Origin of the sequence: Caulobacter ginsengisoli (genome assembly GCF_030814835.1) — a bacterium.
Classification (GTDB): Bacteria; Pseudomonadota; Alphaproteobacteria; order Caulobacterales; family Caulobacteraceae; genus Caulobacter; species Caulobacter ginsengisoli.
This window is the reverse complement of the sequence record NZ_JAUSVS010000010.1, coordinates 66,334-92,021: the sequence shown is the minus strand read 5'-3', so window position 1 is coordinate 92,021 and position 25,688 is coordinate 66,334. Positions and strand designations below refer to the sequence as shown.

Genomic DNA, 25,688 nt, shown 5'->3' with positions numbered 1-25,688 from the left:
TTGATCAGCCGGCGGTCGCGGGGCTGATCACCCCGCCGATCTCGGTGACCTTGTTGGCCGGAAAGCCGCTCAGGCGGGAATGCTCGTGGATCAGCGCCTCGTCCTCGGCCAGGTAGACGCAGAAGGTCTTGTCCGGGGTGACGTGGGATTCCAGCCACTGCACCTTGGGGCCCAGCTGGGCCAGGGCGGCGTTGGAAACCTTGGCGGCCTCGGCCAGCTGGTCGGGGGTAAAGGCGCCGACGCCAGGGATCTCGCGTTCGATCAGATACTTTTTCATGGGAGGACTCCGTTGGAACGGCGGCGACCATGCGCTTGCCGATCCGACCCCGACAGATAGTGATCCGGACAATGACAGGGGGCAATCGGGGTCTGGCGCTCGTCCTTAATACCGCTCATCCCCGCGAAAGCGGGGACCCAGAGGTTTTGTAGCCAATTCGTCGTCATTTCCGAAAGGGACCTGCAGGAGGATGATCTCCACGCCCTCCTTTCCGATCACGATGCGGTCGGTGATCGTCTCGACGATTTGACGTCGGTGTTCCCAGGGAAGATCAGGCCATTTGTCTGAGAGGTCTTTGGCATCCTCCAAGACCTCATCACGAGACAGCATGCCGATCTTGAGCACGTCCCGCTCAGCTTCGAGGCGCGGCAGCTCGTCCTCGATCTGAGCGCGCCGCTCGGACAGCGGCTTGTGCCGACGCCCGAAGTCGACCTTGTTGAGCGCGCCAGCGTGATACAGATCGAAGAGTTCGTTCTCGCTGCCGACGATCTTCTTGAGTTCGCTTTCGGCGGCGTCGATCAGGAGTTCTTTCTCGCGCAACATTTCGTTTGCGGCGGCGTGATGCGCGCTCATTTCCTCCGGTGAGAGGAGGAAATCGGCGAGTTCGCTCCGATACAGGGTTTCGAGATCGTCCACAGGGATCTTGTTGAGGCAGGCGGCGCAGACGTATTTGCCACGCCGGGCGGGGACATACATCTTCGCGCCGCACTCGCAGACCGCAAACCCCGCGAAGAGGTAGCTGGTTTTCTTCGCGGGCCGCCGACCCGTTGCCCGGGCGGCCAGGAGGCCGTTGCAGCGCTCCCACAACTCCTCTGACACGATGGGCTCGACCGGCGTCCAAATCCACTCGTCCTCGGGCTTCAGTTGCCAGCCCGCCCCGCTCTCGCCCACGGTCGTGTAGTTGGCGCGGTAGAGGCCCTTGGCGGTGGGGTCTTCGATCATGCGGCCGACTGCGCCGTCCGAGAATGAAGCGCCGTTTCGAGTCCGGTATCCCCGCTCGTTCAAGATGCGGGCGACGGTCTTTTTGCGCTGGTGCTCCGCGAAAAGTTCGTAGGCGAGGACGCGCACGGGCGCGGCCTCGGTATCGACCTCAAGCTTCTTGTCGCGCCAGCGGTAGCCGTATGGAGCCGCACCGCCGATGGGCTTGCCGAGCTTGGCGCGGATCGGGATGGAGGCTTTGACCCGGTCGGCGATCTCCTCCCGCTCCCACTGCGCCATGGCCGCAATCATCGTGAAGAAGAGCCGGCCTGCTGGGGTGGAGGTGTCGATGCTCTCGGCCAGGGAGATCATGTCGGCGTTGCAAGCCCGGAAGACCTCGGCGAATTCGAGCAACTCCTTGGTGTTGCGGGCCAGACGCGCGAGCTTGGAGAACACCAGGCCGGTTATGGCCCCGGTGCGGATGTCGGTGAGCATCCGCTTTGCAATCGGATGGGCCATCACGGACTTTCCGGAGACTGCATCGAGCCGGTAGACCTCAGCGACGTGCCAGCCCTTGAGTTCGGCATATGCGCGGGCGCGCTGCTCGTGGTGCTCGGGGCTTTCGCCGCGCACCTGGTCCTCGGTCGAGACCCTGATCCAGATGCCGATGGACTTGATGTCCTGGCTGGCGGGGCTTGCCATGACGCTCTCCCTTTGAGAACAAAGAGAATACACTGAGCGCAACGGAAGTTGAATCCCAAACCTGTTTCTTGAATCGAGGGCAATGCCTTCAATTACTGCCGTCCTATCGGTGACGGTTCGGCGCTGGTAGCATCCAAATAGCGGAATAGGCGCTCCTGCCGCCAAAGATTTTTGGAATGAACGACATGGCAGGTTGCTCACCGGCCCAGGGCGCATGGGAACTTTGCACCAACCTTACCTGCATGATCGATTGGCTCGACCATTGGCAGACCCTTGTTGCAGGGATAGCTGCTGTCGTAGCCGCTGTGGCCAGCATTCACTATCTGCGCCGGCAAATCGCCCAAACAGCGGAAATGGAGGAGACACGAAGAAAACGTCGACTCGCAGCGGCGCGGTCGCGACTTCATCTCGCCCTCAGCGACATCGTCCACTACGCTGAGGAATGCATCGCGCTGCTCAAGCAATATCTCGATGCGACAGGCGGACCTCGCACAGCGATGAACGCTCTTGCGTCATTGCCCAGACCCGTATTGCCAGAACAGGCTGTCCTCGTTTTCGAGCCCGTGATCGAGGCGACCGATGATGATGAGTTCGCAGGTGTGATCACTGACATGATCTCTCGAATGCAGGTCATGAGCGCGCGAATGGGAAGGTTGCCTGCAGAGGGGCGGCGGTTGGGTGTACCCAACCTGCACTCCTATTTGCTGAACGCGGCCGAAATTCACGCCTATGCGTCAAGCATGTTCGATTACGCGCGGCGCGAAGCCCAGACGCCGCCCCATTCGCTAGACTGGGCGCTGGTGCGAACTGCCCTGAATCTCAGTCACCTCTACCCTGACGCCTATGAAGACCTTCATGCTTTTGTCGGGCGCGCGGCGGAGCGGGCAGAGCATCAAGCGCCTCAGGAGTTGGCATGAGCACGCCGCAGCTTTGCGGCTGCGGCGTGCGAAAGAACAGGAACGAACAGCTGGGCTATGCGGCGTCCCGCAGCGCCTCAAGCAGCCCGAGCGAGCCGAAGTGGTAGTGCGTGAGGACGAGGGCGGCCGCGTTGAAGATCGACAACCGCTTGTCCTCACTGTCGCCGTTCTTGCGGTCCTTGGGCGTCCGGTATGCGAGCCCCGGCAGGTGGCGGCCGATAGCGAGCGCGATCTCATGCCGGGTCCGCGCACCCACGCCGGCGAACGCCGCCTGCACGTCCGCTTTCGTGAAGACTGCTAGCTCCAGGCCCTGGTCGGCGGCGAGGGTCACGATTGACAGGCTGAGCCGCCGGATGCGGCCGGAGCGAAGCGAACTGCCTTTGTCGAACGCCTCAAGGACGAGGGTCTCCGGCTTGAGGCGCTCCAGCAGACCCTCGATCTTGCGCAGGCACGCGGCGTTCTTGTCCTTGCTGACCGAGTGCAAGCCGGACTCGAAGAGCGTGAACGGGCCGTCGAAGCAGGCCCAGCCGAAGCCGCGGGCGGTCGGATAGACGGCGAGCACCAGGCACGGCGCAGGTCGCGGCTTCATAGCGCCTCAGCGTTATCCTCCCGCCAGCGGCCGGGCATCTCGTCCAAGAGGTCGCGCTTGGCCTGCGAACGGGTATCCGTTTTGTCCTCAAGGCTCTCGTAGAGGCGCTTGGCGCGAAGCATCACGCCCTCCTCGACCGCCTCGAAGAAGCCGGGGAACATCTCGCGCGGCGCAAGACCGAACACGATCTGAAGCGCGAGCACGCCCTCAAGGTTCGGCACGCGGTCGCCGAGTTCGAAATGCGAGACCGCGCTCCCCGAGCGCTGATTGATCAAGAGCGCCAGCTCCTCTTCGCTCAGAGCATGGCGCTGACGGAACGTGCGCACGTAGTTGAAAGAACGGTGGGTCATAGGTGAAAGAACTTATCTGGTAACAAGCCCATCATCCGACGCGCGCAAACATCGGACACGGCGTCATTTTTTCACGCTGCGTGAACTCCCGACCCGCTTGTGGAAATGTCTGGGGGTAGCGGCAATCCAAAGCGCCGAGCGAGCGCATCGCACTTCGCTTTCTCGGTCTGCGGCACGGCGTAGACGCCGCTGGTCTTGATCGTCAGCAAGCGCAGGCGTCTGCGGACGAACCCGCCAATCCATTTGTTCGACATGGGCCGCCCGAGTTCTTCGGCAGCGAGCGCATTGAAGCGGTCCGCTACGTCCTTGATTGCGGCATGGGGGCCGGGTGACGCGGCGAACGTCTCGCTGATCGCGGTGAGCATTGCGGCTTCGAGGGTGTCAGCGCGCTCTTGAAGGCCGCGCGCCTCCTCGCCCGCAAGCTCGCGACAAATCTGGGCCCGCAGGTCGGCATCATCGACAAGCGACAGCAGAGCGAGCGAGGTCTGCCGGTAACGAGGAGCAACGCCGAGCGCCGCCCGCGACGGGTCTGGACCAGTCGAGAAGCGTGAGCGGAGCCGCCAAGCCAGGAGCAGGTTACGAAGTTGGAGCGCTTCTCGCTTGAAGCTCTCGGGTAGGTGTATGGGCACATCGGTTCGAAGCGTTCGGCCGCTCGTCTCGACGGTGAGGAAGCGACTTTCGAGCGCCAGGTCGGAAAACTGCTCGCGCATCGCGATGAGCTTGGGGCCGAAGACGCGGAAGGCTTGGGGGTTCAGCTCCCGGTTCCGGTTGGCCATGGTCCGGAGCACGGGCATGCCGCGCGTGGTGCCGTTGTTGAGCACCTTGGTGAGCTGGGTGGTGGCGTCCGAGAACCGGAAGTCCGCCTCGTCAAGAACGAGCGTCCCTTGAAAGGCGTCCTGGATATGAAAAATGGGCGAGACAGTGGATGCGCCCGAGGCGAGGAAGGATTTGTAGCAGAGCGAGCCGATGGTCAGCAGCGCGCGGGTCTTGCCGGTGCCGAAGTCGCCACGAAACCGCAGATACGGCAGATCGGAGAAGGCGTCGTACACCCAGGACAGCAGGACATAGTGCGCGGCGATCCGTTCGAAGGTCTCCGGCAGATCGACGTAGCGGTGAATGAAGGTCTGGACCCGGCCGAGCACGTCCCCTTTTTCCATGAAGTCCCCGACGTCCGACGGCAGCAGCACGCAGTCGTTGACGATCAGGTTGTTCGACGCCGAGTACGGGATCAGGCGTTCGCCTTTCGGTAGCTCGACCTGTGACTCGATGCTTACGTGTCCATCAGGACGAGCGACAGCGAAGGCGGTTGTGCCGTTAGCGGGATCGAACAGCAGCTCGATGAGCGTGCCGTCGTCGAGCACGCGCGAGATCGTGGGAATGGCTGTGTTGTCGAGGGACATGCGCCAAGCGTACGGGCGCGACCGATATCGCGGGAGGCGTCGGATTCGGACGTGGTCAAGGAATGACGCCTCCCTCCCTACGCACCATACCGGCATGCTGAGTGGGTAGTGCGTCGGTTCGTGGATTCGACAGAATAGCGTCGGCGCCCTAGATTCAGAGTCTCCCCGCCATGTCCTACCAACACGCCAGCGACCACGTTTTGCGCCGCGCAGCCGCGCGTCCTCGTCATGGCCAACTCGGTGACTTTAGGGACGTTGGGGACTTCGCCCATAGCCTATGAAATATTTCGTCTACTGCCGAAAATCGCAGGAGGATGAAGACCGTCAGGTTCAATCCATCCCGTCGCAGCGGAGCGAGGTGGCGCGCCGGTTCGCCACCGAACCCGACGTCCTGATCCTCGACGTATTCGAGGAGGAGAAGAGCGCGAAATATCCGGGCCGACCGGTGTTCAACGGTCTGCTCGCTCGTATCGAGCAAGGCGAGGCCGACGGGATCATTGCCTGGCACCCGGATCGGCTCGCGCGCAATTCCATAGACGGCGGCCGGATCGTCTATTTGCTCGACACCGGCATGCTGAAAGACCTCCGGTTCGTGACCTACACCTTCGAGAACAACTCGCAGGGCAAGTTCATGCTGCAGATCATGTTCGCGCAGTCCAAGCACTACTCCGACGCCCTCTCCGACAATGTCCGGCGTGGCAACCGCATGAAAATTGAAAACGGATGGCGGCCGAACTTTGCCCCCTTGGGATACTTGAACGAGCGGGCCACCAAGACGATTGTCCCGGACCCGGTTCTCTTTCCCCTGGTACGTCAGATGTTCGACCTGGCGATTTCCGGCGCGCACTCAGCCAAGCAAATAGCCCGGATCGCGCGTGAGGAGTGGGGCCTGCGGACGCCCAAGCACAAGCGCAGCGGCGGGACGCTGATCGGCGTCAGCACCGTGCATCGCATCCTGACCAACCCTTTCTATACGGGCGTGATCGTCTGGAACGGCAACACGTACCCGGGCAAGCACGAGCCGGTCGTCACTCAGGACGAGTTCGATGCCGTCCAGCGCGTGCTCCGGCGGCCAGGTCGCGAGAAACCGAAGCATCACCGCTTTGCCTACACCGGCATGATCCGCTGCGGCCGCTGCGGGCTCATGGTGACGGCCGAGCACAAGACGAACCGCCACGGCTCCCGCTACCTTTACTATCACTGCACCAAGCGCATGACCGGGCCGCGCTGCCCGGAGCGATCGGTCGAAGTGGCGGACCTTGAAGCCCAATTGACCGAATTCCTGGCCACCCACGCAATCGAGCCCACCGTCGCCGCTTGGCTCGACGGGCAACTCAACCTTGAGGCCGGTGAAGAACGGGAGTTGGAAGTAGCGCGCCGACGCTCGCTTGAGCGCTCGTTGGCGGATGTTCAGTCCGAGCTTCACGAACTCACCAGCCTGCGAACCCGCGCGCTCATCGGGGATGACGAGTTCATCACCGGTCGCACGCGATTTCAGGCCGAGATCGCCCGCCTCAGGGGAAAGTTGGCGGCCGAAGATGGCGAACGGTTCGAACCCGTCCGGGAGGTTCTATCGTTCAGTATCTTGGCCATGCTTTGGTTCCTTGAGGGCGAGGACGAGGACCGCCGGCTCATCGTTCAAACAGCCGGTTCGAACCCCACGCTGGCGGCGAAAAAACTGAGCATCGACGCCGCCAAACCGTTCGTGCGGTTGGACGATTTGATCGACTGTCTACGTGTGCGGGGAGGCCTGGACGACGTTAGAACCCCACAGGGCGACGAGCGAGCGCAACTCTGGAAGCATATCGATGCAATCCGCGAGGCGCTGGGCGCGCCCGAGTGCGCGCACATCATCCCGAACATCAGGAATCTGCGGGCTCGCGCTGATCGGCGCAGTCATCGAGAAGCCGCATAGCGCCAGACGGCAACGGTCGTCGTAGGCGGCGGCAAAAGAAAAGGAGCCGGTCGGCAATCGGGCGCGCCAACTCTCGCGTCAACCGCTCGCCGAACGCCCGCTCCCAACGGCTGATGAAGTCATCAATGCGCTCGTCCGATATCTGCATACCCTCATGGTGACGAGGGCTGGGCCAGAGCGAAAGACGCCGTTCTTTGGCTCGGTCAGGGAGTGCGAATACCGACCCCAGCAGGGTGATTGTGCCGAACGCCCCGACCCTAGTCGGAGCCCTTTCTCGAACAGCGACCGAATGGGTTCCTCGTCAAGAGGTCGTCAGGTCACTAAACCTCGGGGGGTACCAATTCCAATTGTCCTGCGGCATTACGAATAATCGCCAGTGGCGGCACCTCTGGCCCCGCTCCGCCCTGCAGTAGATAGAGTGGCCCGGCATATCCCGGACAATCGGTTGCGTAATCGAAACGCACGCCGAAGGTCCATCCAGCCAAGTCATCGGCCGTTTCATCGTCGTGCATCCACAGTGCATCTCGAATTTCTTGGCTGCTTGAAATTTCCAACCACTCTGCCGGTGTAATTTGATACGGTATATTCATACTCCGAGACTCTACAATACACTTACGTTTTCCGCGAATCTGGTGAATGGGTTTGCTCGCTATCTGTAATCTTCAGTATTGGGACGGGAGCGAGAGGACGTCCGCCTAAACGCACATCGCACCTACCGATGGCAACAGCTCGAACGTCCCTGAAGTCTCGAAGTCCCTAATGCCTTGGTGGACAATCGCACAGGGCAACTACGAGCAATCAGCATGCCGTCTCCAATGCGCCATGAGCAGACGTTGGCGCGCCCCCAGGAACACGACCTTCAACACCTAAATCGAGAAGACACTCTCGTCCCGTCTAGATCGTTCGAAAAGTTGCGGAGTCGACGTCGAACTCGAGGCGCTGATCCCGCACATGCTGGAGACTTACATCCAGTAGGACCGGAATGTCCGGTCCTAGCGGAACGGGCACCAGCATTTAGCGGCGGAGTAGTCCATTCGGGTAGTTAGTTGATAGCCGTTCGTGATCATTTCGAGGGAATGGGCGGACCGCAGCGTTCGGGCTAAGATGAGCCGCTAAGGAATCAGGCTCAGAATTGACATGCCAATTTTTGTCCACATCTCCGATATTCACTTCGGTCAGGAAAAGCGTACTGGCGAGGTCATTGTCAATAATGACGTCAAGGAAAGGCTGATCACGGACGCCCGCCGTACACTAGATGCGATTGGGAAATACCCGGCCGCCGGGATCATCGTGACCGGAGACATCGCCTATGCAGGCAAAGTCGACGAGTACAAAAGAGCCGCCGAGTGGTTGGATCGACTAGCGGAGGCGATTGGGTGCTCGAAGGCGTCCGTGCACTTGGTCCCCGGCAATCATGACATCGACCGCGACGAGATCGGCAGCGGGCTGGAGCTCATGCTTCGGGAGGTTGGCGAGAAGGGCGAACCTCTCCTCGATCACTACCTTGCCAGGGAGCCGGATCGGAAGGAGATGTATGCCCGGTTCGCTGCGTACATCCCGTTTGCAGAAGGCTACAACTGCCCCCTCGACCGAAATGGCGGTCTCGCTGGAGATAAGCCTGTGCATCTCGGTGACGGAAAATCGTTGCGCTTTATCGGCTTGAACACGGCGCTAACCTGCTCCAAGGGCAAAGGCGAAGAGGGACATCTCATTGTCGGGGAACGACAGCGCGTGCTTCCGATGGAGGCAGGCCAGGAGCTCGTCGTCTTGGCCCACCACCCGATGCGCTGGCTGTTAGATGGCGCGGATGCGTTTTCCTACATCAAGAACCGCGCCCGGCTCCTGATCACCGGCCACGAACACAACCCGACGGTCGACGTCGAGGGCACGCCAGATGGCGGCAAGTTGCTCGTTCTGGCGGCCGGCGCGACCGTTCCGCCATCGAATGAAGTGCTCCTCTACACCTACAACGTCATCGAGTTCGGCCTCGACGCTACGGGAGAAAAGTTAGTAGTGACCGTCCACCCGCGCTCGTGGGATCATGAACGGAAGAACTTTGTGGCCGACACCTCGCCTCTGAAGGGGCAGGACCCCACCTTCACACTGGATTGTCCCAACTTCTGTAGCGGTCTCGACGGTGGCGCGTCGGCTCAAAGCGAGGATGATGTCGCACAGCCGCAGGAGACGGTTGTCGCCGCTCCTGCAGCACCTTTGGAGGCCCAATCGACGCCTATGCCCGATGACTTTGCATTGGTGTTGCTGAAGTTCTTCCGCGACCTGACGCCCGGTCAGCGGCTGAAGGTGCTCGTGCGACTGGGCGAATTGCCTGACGACTGGACCGAAGAGCTCTCTCATGCGATCGAACGCCAAGTGGTAGACGACTTGGGGAGCAGCGGCAGGTTGCAGCCCCTGTCCGAGGCCATCGAATGGGTGCTGTCCGAGGAAGAAAATGGGGGGAAGACCGAACATGGCTGACGTCGCGAAACACGTCCGAATTTTCGAAGCCGTTCCAACGGACGATTTCGTCACGAAGCGGATCGCCGTCACGAAGGATCTCGGCGCGAAGTTTCTGAAAGACAAGGATATCGACGCGCTGCTTGGCGTCGTCGATGGCGTCGCCCAAGCCTGCGCGCCACGTAGCGCAATGCCGGAGGGACTGGTGAGCACCGTGGAGGGTGCGATCCGAGCCCAGAGCACGTCCTTTGTCAGCGAGGGCAACGAGGTCCAACTCGTCACGATGGCCCTGTTGGGCCTCAACCACGCCATTTCGACCTCGTCACCAGCCGCGACGCTCTCAATTTCCGACGTCCTCGCCACGGGCGCTTGGCTTGCGCTTTCGCTTCAGCCGCCCTCTGGCGATCCGAAGCTTGAGGAATTGCGACAAGAGGTCCTGGCGGCCGGTCGCACGCTCTCGTTGGCCAGCGCTTCGCACGCGAGGAAACGACGGGTGGTCGATGAGGCGAAAATCGAGACGTTCGCGGAGGATTTTTCTGACGTCAGCCCGAAGATCCTCGCTGGGCTGAAGGGGCCCGTGGGCGCGCTGCGCGAGAATGCGATTCTTGACCGTGAAGAGATCGACTTCCTGTGGTGGGCGATGGGCGACTACAGCACGCTCATGGCTCAGCGCCTGTCGTCGCTGTCGGCGCCTACGGCCGCTCTCGCTGCCGGCTGGGACGCCGCCCAGATCCTTCGCCGGCTACCAGCAGAAGCTCATCGCCACGTGGTCCTGCGCCACGTCCGCGAGTACGAGCCCGTTGCCCTCAGCGCTATTTCGGCGGGGCTCGGCAGCGACGCCGACAAATTCGTGGCCGCGTTCAAAGACGGTCGTATCGCGAAATTTCCTGCGATTTTTGGACTCCTGGCGACGATCGCGAAAGCCGCCGACGCCCCGACTGGTAACGGCGAGAAAGCGGCTCTTGCCGATTGGGCCGGACGCGCATTGCTCGAGGCCGGTTTCCTGCGGACGCTAAGCCTCGTGCCCGGGGCAAAAATCTAAATGCTCGCCACCTGCCGCATCCCGGAATGCACATTCGCCGAAACGGGCGTGTGCCTGGAGAACAACCCTCCGGATCAATGTCCAAATCGGATCGCGGCCGATGAAGACGGCGCGGCCTCAACGGCATCTGTGCCGCCGCCACTGTCCGCGCCCGAGGAAAAGCCGCGATTTCCGTCCAGCTTGACCATGGGCCTGACCGAAGCCGGCGAGCTAATGTCAGAGCGCTACTGCCGCGTTGTGGGCATTCTCGGCGCGCCGGATTCCGGCAAAACGGCGTCGTTGGCGAGCCTGTTTCTCCTGCTAGGCGGCAACAAGCTCAGCGGTTTCGAGTTCGGCGACAGTCGGACATTGATGGCGCTCAACGAAATCGCCCAGGGGGCCCGGCGCTTCAACGAGGGTTCCCCGCCCGAACAGATGACGGTGCACACCGAGCTTAATGAAGATCGGGACGCAGGCTTTCTCCATCTCCGGCTGAAGCGTATTGCCGATGAAGCCGTCTTTGACCTTCTGATGCCCGACCTGCCAGGAGAGTGGTCCGACACCTTTATCGACCGCAACCGGGCGGATCGGCTCGATTTCCTTAAATCTGCGGACTGCATCTGGATCATGGCCGACGGCCGCCAGCTCGCGACGCTGGACTCTCGGCGAACGACCCTTCGCCGACTGGACCTCCTGCTTGGACGCGTCGCCGCCCTCTTGGAGCGCGCCGTGCCGATTCTATTGGTGCTGACCCATCGCGATTCTGGCGAGGTCAGCGACGAGGATATGGCTGCGTTGAAGGCCTCGGCGGCGGCAAAGAGCCTGGAACTCGAGGTGGTTCCGATCTCGTCGTTTCGACGCCGCGGCGGTCAGACAAGCCCAGGGTTCGGGATCGCGGATCTGATCACAAAGACCATTGGAGCCGACCCCGACCCAACCGTGTTCTGGCCGGATTCCGACCAATCGGCTGAGCCACGCCAAATGCTGCGGTTCGGGTCTGCGGGGACCGGCCATGAATAACGGCTCCATCGTCATGATCGGCTGGCCGGATTCCGGCAAGACGAACTACTTGGCGGCGCTGTGGGACGCGTTGCGCACCGGCCAGGGGAAGATCGTGGCGCCCATTCCGCCTGACGAAATTCGCTACGTGGAAGAAGCTCTCGCCTTCCAATCCAAGGGCGAATTTGCTCCGCGATCAGACAAGAACATCGAAGAGAGCCGCCGGGATTTCTCGGTCACGGTCAGGCTGAAAGACGAGCCGAGTTCGGAGCCCGCTTACATCGTCGTGCCTGACATCACCGGCGAACTGTGGAAGCACGCTGTCGAAACCACGGAAATCGCCGCCGAATGGTTGGACGAGCTTCAACGAGCGAGCGGCGCGATTTTGTTCGTCCGCGTCCTATCGGAAGACAACTGCGCGCCGCTGGACTGGGTCACGAGTGAGAAATTCCTGACAATGCGGAAGTTGTCGGAAGCGCAGCAAAAGAAGGCGAAGGGCATCCCGACGCAGATCGCCCTTTGCGAGATGCTGCGCTTCCTTGAACACACCCTGCCCACCGGGTCGAACGGCGAAAATCCGAAGGTTGCGGTCGTCGTCACGGCCTGGGACCTCGTTGACGCTCAAACCGCCGGCAGAGGGCCGGAAGCCTACCTGCGCAAAGAGTATCCGCTGTTTTCAGGGCGTCTTGCCGATACCGGCCTCTTGGACATCGCCGTGTTCGGCGTGAGCGCCCTCGGAGGCGACTTCGCCGACCCGGCGTTCAAGGAGAAGTATTTCAAGGGCCAAGTCACGGGATACGTCACCACGGGCGCTGGAAAGACACAGATCGTTGAGCCAGATATCACTGCGCCGATCGCCTGGATCATCGCTGGCGACGAGGACCAATGACAGTCGGCGCGCTCAACCAGCAGCAGGTACATGGCTACCAAAGCGGGCATGGCCTTCTCTACGGCACTGCCAAGCTTAGTCGCGAAGATCAGGATTTGGTGGATCGCCTATCCGATATCGCCGGGCCCCTGAGGCCTAGCGAGACATTCGAGCCCTATCTCACGCTGTATCCGCTACCGAGCGAAACCTACTACGTCGTCGCCCGAACCTGGCAAGATCTGGACACACCTCGGGCCGGCTGTGTCCTGACCCGCAGTATCTTCATCTCGATGGACGAGTGGGAAAACAGCGCTTCTGTGCTCGAATTCCTTGGCGAGCTTGAGCGGCCGAGCCGCCAAGCCCCGCAAAAACTCGCCTCGCGCCCTCCCCGTCCCCGCGAACTGCCCCCCGTCCGAGACTCGCGGGTCACCGAACTTGTCGAGGCTCTGTTTCTCGAGAGCCGCCGACCGATCGTGGTGTTCGATGCGCCTGAAGCGGAGACGATCGCGCTTCGGATCGTGACGGCGCTGTGGCCCAGTCGCCGCAAGAACTTTTCCTCCTGTACATGGTGTTTGTCGCCTCGCCGCCTGCGCGGCCGCGACTTCGACCTGGTTTTCGCGCCATCAGACGCACGGGGCCGTTTCAGCGATTGGGGCGGACGCCGGATCGAGGCGAAGGGCAAGTCGACCGAGGCGAGGCACCGATGGACAGCGGGCTTAGTCGAGACCGTCTTCGGGGATGGGCTCCCGAGCTTAGCATCCTGGGATGAACTGGGCATCCTACGGGGAGATCAGGTCGGCGACGAAGGCGCTCTTCGGCTGTCCCTCATGTGGCGGGAGCTCGAGAGCAAGGCGAAGTCCACGCCAAACGCGGTCCTCGGGATGTTGGACATACTGAACTCCCACAGCGTTCGCCCTACAACGGCTCGCGACCTTCTTGAGCCGCTCGTTGCCAACGCCGTGACGCTTGCGCTCACGGATCAATCACCCGACGCCTCGTGGCGCTTCTACATCAACCTCCTTGGCAAATTCGCGGACCGGCTACCAAGCAAGGCAACGCTTCGCAAACTCAGAAACGCCAGCGCGCACTTGGCCGCTAACGCCCCGGGGAGCGCCGTATCAATGCTTCGCGACCTCGACGAGCAGGGGCGCGACCTGCCGGCGGTTCTCGCCGCGGGCATGGGAGACGGCCTTGCGAAAGGTCGCCTTTGCTCCCCTGATGCGCTGGCACCGAACGCCGTCGGGCGTCGCGAACTCTTGAACCTCATCGCGTACAGCAAGCCGTTCGCAGCAAGCCTGGCCGCCAGCGTCAAGGATTGCCCGGATTTGTGGGCGGGCCCAGCCGTCAACGCGCTTGAAGCACCCGACCAAGACCTCGTAAAGCGCGCCCGTAGAAACCTGCTCCCGGTTTTGGACGCTCCTGAACACGCCGTCCTCTTGGTGCCGCTTCTCGATGACGCCTCGCCGAATGAGTTCTCCAACATCATCCGGACGATCGCCAAGGCGACCGACTTCGAGATCGAGGAGTTCGATCGACCGATCGTGGGCGCCGCGCGCACCGAGCTCGCAGTTAAGAAACTCCGTGAAGCAATCCTTGCCGCGCCCAAGAGTGCGGCCGCTGATCGGCTCCTGGGCAGCACCCTGCGCCTCGACCCTCGCGATGCACACTGGCTGCTGGCTAACGTGCCTGATGACCGTGCTCGGAGCGTGCTCGCGGATCTCGTGGACAGCGCCGACGACGGCGCAGTTCAGACACTTATGCGCGACCGGCCGGTCGGAAGGACCGTTCTTTCCCAGCTTCTCGACGAGCCGCAGCACAATGCCTGGAGGATCGCTCGCCTGCTCCGGTGGGGCCATGTTGAGGCTGACGAGTTTGTGGAAGTCGGGTTACAGATCCATGGATATCTCAACGGCGCGGAACAGCACCGGCTGGGGATGGAGATCTTACGGAGGGCCTTAGCCGAGCTTCCGCCGAGTAGCCATCAGGACGTCGCCCGAATACTCGCGGCGCTCTCAGGTCCTATCGACGCGAGTGACCTGATCGTCCTGCTTACGCAGCCGCAGGCGAACCAAGATCGACTTCGCGCCAACCTCGCAGCGCTGGCCGGGTGTCCCGAATTCGTGCGCCGAAAAGCGGCCTCTCGGGTCGACCAGCTGACGACACGGCTCGTCGCACGCGGCACCAGCACGTTCGACGAGTCTGCCTACGTTCAATGGGCGGACTTGATCCAGTTTTCACACCACATATCGAACCAGTCGCACCTCAACGCGTCGATCGAGGCGCTGTCCTATGCGCTAAAGCAAACGCGGTGGCCACTGAGCGCTCTCATCTTGGCGACTTTCCCCACGGTTTACAGGCAATTGCTTGCCTCAAAAGGCGAGAGCGATTTCGACTTCATCCCGGCCTTGCTTATGTTGCCGCTGACATTCTTCAGCGACTGGGACCGCGCGAAGACAGCGCGGCGTGAACTTGTGGATGCGTTCATGTCTTCCAGTTGGCCGCCCGCCAATCTAGTCTTGACGGCACTGGACGCTCAGATTGACCAAAAGATCCTGCGTCGCGTGAGCCGAAACCGTAGCGGTGGGCGTTACATCGACAGCATCTGGGCGGACGCCGGCCGCCTGAAGCCCCGACTCGCAAGCTCTGTGAGGGACGCGGTCACGCGGTTCAAAGAGAACCCGCGACTCGAAGATTGGGATTAGCAGAAGCTCGCGCCTCTGGGAGAGCCCATCTTCTTCCTGCTGAAAAGGCATTGTCAGCGCAAATTCACCGGGCGGTAATTTCGGGAGGCCAACCGCGCCTAACTGGAGATTTGTTGAGTTCGGGCTGATAGCACCCTTGAACCCTACATGGGCACGCATCTCTTGCCGAGAGCGAATCTTCCCAGCGCCGGCTGTGAGTCAAAAAACGACGCCGTGCGCTTCGTCTCCGTCTGCGAGACCATAGCTTCGGACGCACAACGCATTCGGCCCTCGTGGCCAGGCGGAAGGATCTGAGGCTCTTCGCTTCGGTCCCTCCCGCCTGTCCACGGGAGGTAGCGATGAGCACCCAAGTTCCTTCAACGTCACGTCTGGATGTGTACCAGGCCGTCACCGATAAGATCGTTCAGGCGATCGAAGCGGGAGCCGGCGAGTTCGTCATGCCCTGGCATAGCCACGGCAAGCCGATCACAAGACCCACTAACGCCGCTACCTCAGCCGGCTACCGAGGCGTCAATGTCGTCGCGCTGTGGGCCGAGGCCATGCTCTGCGGCTACGGCTCGGGTACCTGGGCCAGCTACAAGCAGTGGCAGAGCCTTGGGGCCCAGGTGCGCCGAGGCGAGCGCGGCACCGTCATCGTCTTCTACAAATCCCTCGACCAGCGGGACGGAGAAGACGGCAATGATCCACCTGATGGCCGCCGCCTTGTTGCCCGGGCGTATCGGGTCTTCAATGCGGCTCAGGTCGATGGGTGGTCACCGGCTACGCCGGAACCCGCATCACCGGCCGAGGCCATTCCCTTCGTCGAGGAGTTCGTGTCGAGCGTCGGGGCCAAGATCCGGCACGGCGGCGAGGTTGCTCGCTACCTGATCCGAGAGGACCAGGTCGAGATACCGGACCGGAGCCGCTTCCACGGCTCGCCCACCATCACCCCGACCGAGTCCTACTACTCCACGCTCCTGCATGAGTTGGTCCATTGGACCGGCGCGGCGGACCGGATGGATCGGACCTTCGGGGAGCGCTTCGGCGACGACGCCTATTCGGTCGAAGAGCTGGTGGCGGAGCTTGGGGCCGCGTTTCTGTGCGCCGACCTTGAGATCACAAATGAGCCGCGACCCGATCATGCCGCATACCTGGCTCACTGGCTTGCGGTTTTGAAGCGCGATCCGAGGGCGCTGTTCACTGCAGCGAGCCAAGCATCATTGGCGGCCGAGTATCTCTGGAAGACCCAGCTCCTTGCTGGCGACCAGCGGGAAGAATGACTGGAAGCGCTCCGTTTCGGCGGGGCGTTTTTTCTTGGGCAAACGCCTGGGATCGCTGTCCGGACACGGCAGCGCCTATTGCGGCAGGGCTAGATGCTCACGCTATCCGGAAGCTTCTTGGCAACGGCCGCGAAGAGAACGACCGGGTCGATCTTCATGGCTTTGGCAACGGCGTAGAACTCGATGACGTCGAGGCGTCGGACACCCCGCTCGATCTGGGAGACGAATGACTGTGTCCGTCCGAGGCGCTGCGCCAACTCTATCTGGGTGACGCCCGCTTCTCTGCGAGCCGCGACGAGCACCGCAAGCATCGTCGCATAGGCACCGGTGAAGACCGATTTTGGCATGGAAAGCTGGGACCTGACGCAAACCCAGCCCTTCCGGTATAGGTGATCTTCTGATAGTCGATGTTCGACTAACTGAATTCCGACTATTGGGGTACCACTTGTGAGCGCGGACGGGGCAGTAGGCACGCGGGCGGGCGCGAGCACAGAACTGGCCAATCTGTACACGCCTCTGGCCTCGCTCGCGGCGCTGCACAACGAGCAATCGACTCGCCGCCTAATCCGAGAGGTTCTCAGCTTTTCGAGGCCTCAGCCGCGAGCGCTTCAACTCCTTCGCGCCCGGCCCCTTCTGCTCTTCCGCGCCCTCGCCACGCCGAATTTCGAGACGCTGCGCTTTCTCGACCTTGCCAGGCGCGTGGGCCGGCCGCCGTTGATTCTAGAGCTGCGGGACGATTGGTTCACGCCCACCGTCAACCTGTCCAAGCGGCGGCTGGGCAAGCTGAGAATCTATCGAACGGCGGACAACTCAGCGGCGGGCGCAACCCGATCGGTCTCGGTCGTGTCGTTCAACGAGCGTGGGCGGCAGCGGATCAGCGACATGATATGTGGCGACGGGACGCCATTCATCGACATGCACCACGGCATGCTGTCGGCGGTCGGTGGCGAAGAACTATCCGGCCGAGTCATCGACATCGCGAGCCTGTGCCAGTCCGATGGTCCACGCAGCCACTACGAGCGGATCTTCGCCTTCTGCACCTGCTTTGGCGCGCTGGCCGAGACCTTCTCGCTGTCGGGTCCCGAAGGGGCCTTTACGACCGAGGTTGTACTGCCGGCCTTCGAAGCGACCATCGCTCGTTTCGGCGCGCGCCCTGCTGTCACTGAGCTGCTGCCGCACGGATCGGCCACCGATCCGCACTGGGAGAGCTATCCAGCCTCCATCCTGCCACTTGCCCTCAAGGCTGCGGGCCGGCGGTGACCAGAACATGGATCGCGGCAGCGCGCACATATGCGAAGCGGCTGGGACGATGGTCCGCCGGGCACCTGGCGGTGCGCCTTGAGGAATACGCGTTCGACTACCTCCTCTATCCTTTCATGCTCTACCGAGGCGGTGGTCTGCTGGTCGGCTGGCTCCGCGACCTGTTTGGTCAGGATGCGCCGGCGATGCCTGCGACCGGATATTGGTTTGGGCTTGGGCTCATGACGGCGGCGTCCATCGCGCTCAATCTGATCTATGTCCGCGCCTATGACCGGATGCGGACGGACTGGTTCGGGTTCGAAGCGCTCAAGAGGGCGCAGGAGAACCTGATCCCTTCTCGATTCCGCGTGGGGCCCTGGCGAACGGCCGCTCGGTTCACGGCGTTCGTGTATCTGAGCGCCTGGCATAACCCGCTCTTCGCCACGCTCTTCATGCGCAGGGCCTCTGCTTCGTATGCAATGTCAGAGGGTGACTGGCCGGTGTTCTGGTCGGCGGTGCTGATCGCCAACCTTGGCTGGGCAGGGATCGTGAGCGGAGCGGTAGAAGCCGCGAAGGCCGTCCTACGGCTCATCGGCTGAGCGGCGTATCCACCGGCCTGCTCCGAGCCCGCATTCACCAAATGCTATGATGCGTCTATCGCCTATGCGCGGATGCACCCTTTCAGTTCTGATCGCCCTTCTGGCTATCGCGCTACTTTTGGGCGCGGCGGTCGCCCGCTACCTCGCCTACTCGCAGGGCGACTACCTGATCACCGCATCGGTTCCGTGCGATCCGACGAGCGGCTCCTGCTTTGTCACGAAGTGTGGGGAAGACGCCGAGGCCAGCTGTGATGCGACGCCGTATGCCAAGGCAACCTTGCAGGCGCGGGAAGCGCCAACGTGCCTTGAGGAGCACTCCTGCACGGCTTTCTCTTGTGCCGGTCGAGAGACCTGCACCGTTGCGTTCTGCAGCGACGACACGGCGGCTGAGGGCGAGCGCTGCACACGCCCGAGCGGGGCGGCCCACCCCTGACCTATGCCGGCAGCCCTCATCCACGTGCAGTACTGCTACGACTATGTCACCGCCCAGATACCGTTGGGGCTCCTTCTCTACACCCATGTCCCGCCGGCGATCCTGGCGCTACTGTTCGGGGGCTACGTCCTCTTCAAAGCCCGTAGCCCGGCAAGTGTCGCGCTCGCGGCGGTCTGTGCGGGCTTCGCGGCCTGGTGCCTGCTCGACCTCGTCAGCTGGTTCGTGTTCCTCGGCTCGGCCGCCGTGATGTGGGCGTGGTCGCTCCTCGATCTTACGGCGCTGCTGTTCTTCGTCGGTGCATACTGGTTCCTCCACGCGTTTCTGCGCGGGAAACCGCCCCCAGACTGGCACCTGATTGGCGGCCTGGTGCTCATCCTTCCGACGGCGCTCTGGACCGGCGTTGGGCAAACCCTTCTCGGCTACAACGCCGACACCTGCGAAGCGATCGAGCACGTGCTCCTCACCCTCTACCCCTACTTGGTGCAGGGCATCGTCATCGTGGCCGCGGCCATCCTCGCCGCCGTCCACATCCGGAAGTCACCGAGAGCGAAGAGAGGTGAGGCCCTGGTCGCATCCGCTGGCGTGCTGGCATTCCTCGGCTTCTTCATGGCGAGCACGCTCGCGGTCACGGTCCTCGTCAAAGAGACGGCCGTCGAGTACGCCTACAACTTCGAGATATACGGCCTCCTGGGGATGCCGGTCCTTCTCGGCGCCCTCGGATACCTCATCGTCCGATACCACGCGTTCAACCTGCGAGCCTTCGGCGCGCAGGTGCTGGCGGTCGCAATCATCGCCCTGATCGCGTCCGAGTTCGCATTCGTGACGTCCACCGCCAACCGGGTTCTGGTCGCCGTGACGCTCGCTCTGACCGCGTCGGCAAGCGGCCTTCTGGTCCGGAGTGTCGCGCGCGAAATCCGGCAGCGCGAGCGGATCGAAAAGCTGGCGGCCGACCTGACCGCGAGCAACACGCAACTTTCCGAGTTCATGTCGCTCGCGACGCACGAGATCAGAAATCCCGCCACCTTCATCAAGGGAGCGGCGACCAACGCCCTCGACGGCGACATGGGCCCGCTGTCCGCTTCGGTACGCGACATGGTGCAGAAGATCTATGTGCGGGCGGGCGACATTCTCCATCTCGGAAGCCAGTACCTGGACAAGTCCAAACTCGAACTCGGCCAGCTCACCTACGATGTCTCGCCGGTCGACCTGGGAACAATCGCCGCCGACTTGGTCCAGGAGTTCCAGCCCGCCGCCGAGCAAAAAGGGATCAGGCTCACACTCTCCAAAGAGGGCTCAAGCCACATCGTCCAGGGCGACGCCGGCAAACTGAAGGAGGTGCTGGGCAATCTCATCGACAACGCCATCAAGTACACGCCGCAAGGCTCGGTGACCGTACGGCTGAGCGCAGCGCCGGCGGTGGTGAGAATTGAGGTTGTCGACACCGGGGTGGGCATTCCGGCTGAAACAGCGTCGAAACTGTTCCAGAAGTTCTCCCGCGCCGATGCGCTGAAGGCCAACCTTCTGGGCACCGGCCTTGGTCTCTACCTAGCCAGGGTGTTCGTCGAAGCTCACCACGGTCGCGTCTGGGTGGAATCTGAGGGTGTCGGGACAGGATCGACGTTTGTTGTTGAGCTACCCGCATCAGGATCACCGATCTAAGGTGCGGCGCATCTCGACGCCGAAGATAGCGTCCCATCCAGCGCCCATCGCCGCTCCCGTTCGGCGAAAATGAAACCTAACGACTCAACCCATCATACGCGAACGGATCCCTTCCCCGATGCGTTGAATTGGTATAGCGACGGTGGCGGTTGAGATGATGCACGACCCGTTCTCTGGATGCTCAACAAGTAAGGTGAGGGTGCCTCCTAGTTCAGTAGTTTTATATATAGCAAGGGGTGAAAATGAAAAGGGAAACCAAGCTTGCCATGTATGGGCGGCTGAGCGGAACTCCAAGTGGAGTAGCTCCGCCCATTGTGCGCTCGAGTACCGTCATTTTTCCAACGCTATCCGCCTTGGCAGCGGCAAAAAAAGAGCACGAAACTGAGGAAGGATCCTTCCTATATGGTAGATTTGGTACCCCGACCTCGGATGCGTTGCGAATGGCGTTGGCTGACCTTTTCGGAGCCAAGACCGCCGTTCTATTCCCTTCTGGAGTAGCCGCCCTGGCCAGTATATTGACTAGCGCCCTCTCGGCTGGCGATCATCTCCTTATCGCTGACAATGTGTTTCATAGAACCAGAGAGATTGCAGACGAGTTGCTGGCATCAAAAGGAGTGATTGTAGAATATTTTTCTTCAAAAATTTCAAATATACGCAATCTTATTCAAGATAAAACTAAAGTAATATTTGCCGAATCTCCAGGGTCTGTGACTATGGAATTGATGGATGTTCCGGACCTTGCCCTAGCAGCTCGCCAGTTCGGGATAACGCTTATCACGGACGACACATATTCGTCTGGATATCTCAACAGCCCGATTGAACTCGGATCTCACATCTCGATTGTCTCTGCTACGAAATACCTGTGCGGACATGGTGACGTGATGATGGGGGTGGTGACTTCCAGCGCCAATGCCAGCCTTAATGTGAAGCGCGCCTCCCGCCTCTATGGCCAAGTAGTTTCGCCAGATGACGCCTATCTAGTTCTTCGAGGGATGCGAACTTTGGGCGTCCGCCTTAAACGACAGGGTGAGTCCAGCGTCGCGCTAGCCCACTGGCTCCGTCGCCTGGACGGCGTGGAAGCTGTCCTTCATCCAGCGCTGAAAGACCATCCCGGCCACGACTGGTGGCGGCGAGACTTCTCGGGTGTGAACGGCCTTGTGACAGTGATTTTCAAAGAGTCTCTAACGCCAAAAATACCAAACTTTATTGATAGGCTTAAAATTTTCGGCATAGGGGCATCTTGGGGCGGCTTTGAAAGCCTGGTGCTTCCATGTGATTTATCTGGGCAGAGATCCGTCGATGCCATTCCGGACGGAACAGTGGTCCGGTTTCACGCAGGACTGGAGTCCATTTCGGATCTTATCGACGACCTGGAACAAGCGTGGCGAGACTAGAGAGTTGGTCGGCCTCCTTTAGGTCGCGGTAGCTGTCCGCAACATAGATCGGTACTCGGCAGAATTGGACCTCTGCACCTCCCGGACGCCTCGCCTCCAATCGCGGCTTGCGAACCAACGAACAAGCTGTGGCGCCCATTCGACGATGGGGATCCTCCGGTAGAAAATGACAATCGTACAACCTTGACTCGTACTCTCTCTTTGGTATCGTTACCTGCACAGGTTGAAACACTATGTCCCAAAAAATCTCTCCCACCCGGCAGGTATCGGTCATCACTGCGCAGGCGGCCCTCAATGCGCTGAGCACTGCGCTGACCGAAGGCGCAAACGCTCAGGTTCGGGTCTCCGTAGCGATAGTGGACCCCGGTATGAACCTTCTGGCATTCATTAAAGCGGATGGCGCGACAGCACATAGCGCTGAAACAAGTCGGCGGAAGGCAAATACTGCAGCGTCAACGGGTCGGGCGACAGGCTGGATGCCCGCCGATTTGGCGCTGACACTCCCAATGGCGGCCGGCAACCTCCTGACCAATATCCCGGGAGGCATTCCACTAAGGTTCGACGGCCAGCTAAGCGGTGGCCTGGGGATTGCTGGGGGGACGGTTGAGCAGGACGCAGCGATCGCCCAAGCAATCCTGAAATCTATCGGTGCCGACAGCATTTAGCCCGCCGTATTGTCTCACCCTGGCGACACAGCAAGCGGTCCTGTCCCGCCGCGGGATGGTATTCCTCGGAGAGGCACCTTGCTGGAAACACCTCCTCAATCCGTGGTGTGGACCGGTTCGCTCAACCACTACAGAATCCTTGGCTCACAAGCGCCCACTGGGTTTGAGAGAAAATTCGAGCACTTTCCTACTGATATTGCACAGCATACATGTGCGGTATTTGTTGATATCCTGCGAGCCACAACTACGCTTGTTGGCGTGGCTGCCGCCGGCTGCAAGGGCATCTATGTTGACATCAAACCAAAGACTGGAGATTACCCCTTCGTTCCGCCACATGGGCTCGCCCACTTAGGCAGGTGGGTATTCGGCGGCGAATTGGATGGTAAGCCCATCATTGGCAAGGATGAGCAAGGACATCCTATACCAGGAATAATAGGGAATTCTCCCTGTTCAATTACCAAGACAGATTTCGCCGATACCTATCTCAGATTCTTTTCCACGAACGGTTCCCGAGCACTAGGCGTGCTGGTGGCGGCGCACTTTAGGTCTATTCATGCCTTAAGTCTTGCCAATATAGAAACGACCGTAGACGCAATTTTGAGGCGAAAGCCGGATCGCATTTGGTTTACTTGCGGAGGATTTTACGGAAGCGGGTCTCTGGAGGACAATATCGCGTCCGGAATAGCGATCAACAGCCTCCTATCGCGAGGCTTTACGTCGCCAGAGCTTTTGGACGACGAAGCACATCAGATGCTCGTACTTGGTAGATACTACCTAGAGAGGCAGTTTTTTCGTGCTGACGCCGTCGAGATAAAGCTTCGAGAAGCCCAAGTTGGCCGGCTCATGCATGACATCGGGCATCAGGCCGATATTGGCGCCGCAGTATCGGGTCGTGGTCTACGCGATCCAGATTTGTGGTCTAAAATGGCCGAAATAAGTTTAGTTGCCGACCCTTCAGATCGGCCGTTTGTCTATCCCGAATTGGTGGTTGACGGTGCCAAATCGGCCAGCGCGGGAGACCCTCGCGGATGACAAATCTGACGAACTCGCTGCATGAGGCGCCGTTCTCCCTGGACGCAGCATTCGCATTTCCACGCGACATAGGCTCTCACGACGTGCCAGGCGCCCGGAAAAAGATCTGTATCGTCGGAGGAGGAGTAGCTGGCCTCGTTGGTGCTTACGAACTCGAAAAGCTGGGGCATACGGTCACGATCTACGAAGCTTCCGATCGCACGGGCGGTCGAATTAGGACTCACCGATTCCCAGATGGCACCTACGGTGAGTTGGGTGCGATGCGGTTACCGGCCAATCATGCCTGTACTTTGCACTATATTCGGGAGTTGGACCTAAAGACACGACCCTTTGTAAATCATAATCCTAACGCCTTCTATCTCATCCGCGGTGAACGGGTAAAGATTAGGCATTTTCCTGTAGTAACGAGCCGTTTTGACGTTCTTCCCAACGAGCAACGTGATCCACTCAGAGTATTTGAGGACACGATGAAAGTGGCGATGGCTTCATTAACAACGCCGGACAAATGGGAAATGTTTGGCTCCAATCTCAAATCGGAACGTACCCGTGAGTATGACGAAATATCCCTGCGGCAGTACCTTCGGATGGTTGGCCTAAGTGAAGAGGCTGTGGAGTATATTGGCCATTGTACGGGAATGATTCAGTATGAACGCGCCTCATTCCTAGAAACGTTGATCGACTATTTTGGTCTATTTCGAGTTGATCAGCTTGAGATCATTGGCGGCATGGATCTACTCGTCTCACGGCTGGTCTCCGAAATATCAGGAAAAATTCATTTAGGAACGTTAGTTCGGCGCATTGAGATCGATGATAAGGGAGTTTTCGTTTACAGCTCCAGCCAGGGTAATCCCCAAAAGGAAAGATTTGACTACGTTCTTTGTACTGCACCAGCCGCCCCTACAGCAAGAATTCAGTTCTCCCCCCCGCTCCCATGGACTAAGGCGCGTGCGTTGAACGGTCTTTCCTATGCTAGCGCTGCGAAGACCTTGGTTCATGCGAAGCGACGCTTTTGGGAGCTCGATGACGAAATTTTCGGCGGCGGCTCCTTTTCAGACCTACCCTTCCAGCAATGCTGGTACCCGTCAGACAACGCTGCGGTGGCCTCCGAAGACTATCGCGCCGGCTACACAGGATCTGAAGCCGAGGAAGAAAGTATCAGCCACGCACCGAGGTTGTGGAAGGGGAAGAGCTCAGCAGTCTCGCGTTCGCCAGGCGTGCTGACCGCTTCCTACGCTTGGGAAACAAACGCCAGACGGCTGGCATCGTTGCCAACAAACGAGCGGGAGATGGACGTTCTCCAGGGTATCGAGGCTTTGCACCCCGGTCGGGTGAATTTGATCGATGATATCGTTCACATCGCTTGGGACGACGGGGGAAGTCCGGGCGGCGGAGCCTTTGCCTATTTTGCACCTGGAGAGCATTATAGGTACCAAGCTGCCCTTACGGACCCTCATCCTGCGGTTAGCCCCCGAGTATTTTTCGCCGGAGAACACATCTCTGTGGCACACGCTTGGATTCAGGGCGCAATTCAGACCGCGTTAATCGGGGTGAAAGGGATTCTGTCCGCAGCTCCACCGTCATCGTCGTTGGAAAATATGTAACGCTGAACATGAGGGGGAATCATGACTTCCGCGGTTGAAGTAGAAACAACAGATCATAGCGCCGCACTTCGGGCGCTCAAGCAACTGCTGGGCGCAGGTGTCCTTTCCCAGGGGGAGGTAGTGAACCCCGAGCTTCTCGCTGAAAGGCTGAAGCTGTCTATTAGGGGAATGGCTTTGGCTATTTCAACTCTCGTTGCGCAAGGCCTACTTGAGCGCTGTGCCGACGATAGAGTTATAGTGCGAACAGTCACGGCGGGGGAGATGGCAGAGCTTCTCGACCTCCGCGCTGGCATCGAAGGCCGCGTGGCTGCGCATCTCGCGGTGATAGCCACCGATGAAGATGTCGCGTGCCTTCGTGCCGAGATAGAAGAACAAAGACGCGCCGCTGTGACCGGCGATAAGGCATTATTTATGGAACATGCCGCCGAGTTTCATTGCATGCTGGCGGAGAGAGCGCAATTTTCCTATGCAGCTCACATCATGAGAACTTGGCAGGATTTACAGAAGATCATTGGCCTGACAGCACTTCATGACAAGCAAACCATGCAGAAAATTGCACGTGAGCACGCGGAATTGCTCAATCATGTGGAAGCTCACGAGCCGATGTTGGCGCGCGAGTGTGCTGTTCAACACCTGAAGGAGACCGCCACCCGGCTGAGATTGAGCAACGCGGTGGTTGCTTGAGCTAGAAGGGA

23 protein-coding genes are annotated in these 25,688 nt (G+C 60.5%); 16 read left to right on the top strand and 7 right to left on the bottom strand.

Annotated elements, in window-relative coordinates:
- Positions 1-4: 4 nt before the first annotated feature.
- Positions 5-277, bottom strand: coding sequence for a DUF4242 domain-containing protein (locus tag QO010_RS20190; RefSeq protein WP_307352215.1), 273 nt, complete (start codon positions 275-277; stop codon positions 5-7).
- A 105-nt stretch (positions 278-382) separates the two neighbouring features.
- Positions 383-1,897 (bottom strand): recombinase family protein, encoded by a 1,515-nt coding sequence (locus tag QO010_RS20185; RefSeq protein WP_307352213.1) that lies wholly within the window; start codon positions 1,895-1,897, stop codon positions 383-385.
- A 176-nt stretch (positions 1,898-2,073) separates the two neighbouring features.
- Between QO010_RS20185 and QO010_RS20180 the strand changes: the two genes are divergently transcribed.
- On the top strand, positions 2,074-2,814 hold the full coding sequence (locus QO010_RS20180; protein ID WP_307352212.1) for a hypothetical protein: 741 nt from the start codon (positions 2,074-2,076) through the stop codon (positions 2,812-2,814).
- A gap of 55 nt (positions 2,815-2,869) precedes the next feature.
- On the opposite strand, the gene QO010_RS20175 is transcribed toward QO010_RS20180, so the two are convergent.
- The 3 genes from QO010_RS20175 to QO010_RS20165 form a co-directional block, all read right to left on the bottom strand.
- Positions 2,870-3,403, bottom strand: coding sequence for a hypothetical protein (locus QO010_RS20175; protein ID WP_307352210.1), 534 nt, complete (start codon positions 3,401-3,403; stop codon positions 2,870-2,872).
- Complete coding sequence (locus QO010_RS20170) at positions 3,400-3,753, bottom strand: helix-turn-helix domain-containing protein (RefSeq protein WP_307352208.1); 354 nt, start codon at positions 3,751-3,753, stop codon at positions 3,400-3,402. Before QO010_RS20170 ends, QO010_RS20175 begins: the two co-directional genes overlap by 4 nt.
- 71 nt (positions 3,754-3,824) lie before the next feature.
- Positions 3,825-5,153 (bottom strand): hypothetical protein, encoded by a 1,329-nt coding sequence (locus QO010_RS20165; protein WP_307352206.1) that lies wholly within the window; start codon positions 5,151-5,153, stop codon positions 3,825-3,827.
- A 277-nt stretch (positions 5,154-5,430) separates the two neighbouring features.
- Between QO010_RS20165 and QO010_RS20160 the strand changes: the two genes are divergently transcribed.
- The gene (locus QO010_RS20160) at positions 5,431-7,068 is read left to right on the top strand and encodes a recombinase family protein (RefSeq protein ID WP_307352204.1); all 1,638 of its coding nucleotides are present in this window, start codon (positions 5,431-5,433) and stop codon (positions 7,066-7,068) included.
- A 320-nt stretch (positions 7,069-7,388) separates the two neighbouring features.
- On the opposite strand, the gene QO010_RS20155 is transcribed toward QO010_RS20160, so the two are convergent.
- Positions 7,389-7,658 carry a hypothetical protein gene (locus tag QO010_RS20155; protein WP_307352202.1) on the bottom strand — a complete coding sequence of 90 codons (270 nt, stop codon included), beginning with the start codon at positions 7,656-7,658 and terminating at the stop codon, positions 7,389-7,391.
- A 547-nt stretch (positions 7,659-8,205) separates the two neighbouring features.
- Between QO010_RS20155 and QO010_RS20150 the strand changes: the two genes are divergently transcribed.
- From QO010_RS20150 to QO010_RS20125, 6 genes are all read left to right on the top strand, one after another.
- Positions 8,206-9,543, top strand: a complete 1,338-nt coding sequence (locus QO010_RS20150) for a metallophosphoesterase (RefSeq protein ID WP_307352200.1) — start codon at positions 8,206-8,208, stop codon at positions 9,541-9,543.
- A complete protein-coding gene (locus QO010_RS20145) occupies positions 9,536-10,564 on the top strand; it encodes a GTPase-associated system all-helical protein GASH (protein ID WP_307352198.1) in 1,029 nt (342 codons plus the stop codon). Before QO010_RS20150 ends, QO010_RS20145 begins: the two co-directional genes overlap by 8 nt.
- The gene (locus QO010_RS20140; protein ID WP_307352196.1) at positions 10,565-11,563 is read left to right on the top strand and encodes a TRAFAC clade GTPase domain-containing protein; all 999 of its coding nucleotides are present in this window, start codon (positions 10,565-10,567) and stop codon (positions 11,561-11,563) included.
- Positions 11,556-12,431, top strand: a complete 876-nt coding sequence (locus tag QO010_RS20135; RefSeq protein ID WP_307352194.1) for a TRAFAC clade GTPase domain-containing protein — start codon at positions 11,556-11,558, stop codon at positions 12,429-12,431. The genes QO010_RS20140 and QO010_RS20135 overlap by 8 nt, the downstream gene beginning before the upstream one ends.
- Entirely contained in the window at positions 12,428-15,112 is a 2,685-nt protein-coding gene (locus QO010_RS20130) for a GAP1-N1 domain-containing protein (protein ID WP_307352191.1), read from the top strand. The genes QO010_RS20135 and QO010_RS20130 overlap by 4 nt, the downstream gene beginning before the upstream one ends.
- Before the next feature lie 338 nt (positions 15,113-15,450).
- The gene (locus QO010_RS20125) at positions 15,451-16,371 is read left to right on the top strand and encodes an ArdC family protein (RefSeq protein WP_307352189.1); all 921 of its coding nucleotides are present in this window, start codon (positions 15,451-15,453) and stop codon (positions 16,369-16,371) included.
- Positions 16,372-16,460: 89 nt separating this feature from the next.
- Here the strand turns inward: QO010_RS20125 and QO010_RS20120 are convergent, their stop codons facing one another.
- Positions 16,461-16,718, bottom strand: coding sequence for a helix-turn-helix domain-containing protein (locus QO010_RS20120; protein ID WP_307352187.1), 258 nt, complete (start codon positions 16,716-16,718; stop codon positions 16,461-16,463).
- Between the two features lie 100 nt (positions 16,719-16,818).
- Between QO010_RS20120 and QO010_RS20115 the strand changes: the two genes are divergently transcribed.
- The 8 genes from QO010_RS20115 (at position 16,819) to QO010_RS20080 (ending at position 25,677) form a co-directional block, all read left to right on the top strand.
- Positions 16,819-17,631 (top strand): hypothetical protein, encoded by an 813-nt coding sequence (locus QO010_RS20115; RefSeq protein ID WP_307352186.1) that lies wholly within the window; start codon positions 16,819-16,821, stop codon positions 17,629-17,631.
- Between the two features lie 71 nt (positions 17,632-17,702).
- On the top strand, positions 17,703-18,209 hold the full coding sequence (locus QO010_RS20110; protein WP_307352184.1) for a hypothetical protein: 507 nt from the start codon (positions 17,703-17,705) through the stop codon (positions 18,207-18,209).
- Positions 18,210-18,645: 436 nt separating this feature from the next.
- Positions 18,646-20,301 carry a sensor histidine kinase gene (locus tag QO010_RS20105; RefSeq protein ID WP_307352182.1) on the top strand — a complete coding sequence of 552 codons (1,656 nt, stop codon included), beginning with the start codon at positions 18,646-18,648 and terminating at the stop codon, positions 20,299-20,301.
- Positions 20,302-20,543: 242 nt separating this feature from the next.
- Positions 20,544-21,695 (top strand): trans-sulfuration enzyme family protein, encoded by a 1,152-nt coding sequence (locus tag QO010_RS20100; RefSeq protein ID WP_307352180.1) that lies wholly within the window; start codon positions 20,544-20,546, stop codon positions 21,693-21,695.
- A 233-nt stretch (positions 21,696-21,928) separates the two neighbouring features.
- Positions 21,929-22,360, top strand: a complete 432-nt coding sequence (locus tag QO010_RS20095) for a GlcG/HbpS family heme-binding protein (protein WP_307352179.1) — start codon at positions 21,929-21,931, stop codon at positions 22,358-22,360.
- Between the two features lie 78 nt (positions 22,361-22,438).
- The gene (locus QO010_RS20090) at positions 22,439-23,392 is read left to right on the top strand and encodes a 2-phosphosulfolactate phosphatase (protein ID WP_307352178.1); all 954 of its coding nucleotides are present in this window, start codon (positions 22,439-22,441) and stop codon (positions 23,390-23,392) included.
- On the top strand, positions 23,389-24,993 hold the full coding sequence (locus QO010_RS20085) for a flavin monoamine oxidase family protein (RefSeq protein ID WP_307352177.1): 1,605 nt from the start codon (positions 23,389-23,391) through the stop codon (positions 24,991-24,993). Before QO010_RS20090 ends, QO010_RS20085 begins: the two co-directional genes overlap by 4 nt.
- 21 nt (positions 24,994-25,014) lie before the next feature.
- On the top strand, positions 25,015-25,677 hold the full coding sequence (locus tag QO010_RS20080) for a GntR family transcriptional regulator (RefSeq protein WP_307352175.1): 663 nt from the start codon (positions 25,015-25,017) through the stop codon (positions 25,675-25,677).
- Positions 25,678-25,688 lie beyond the last annotated feature (11 nt).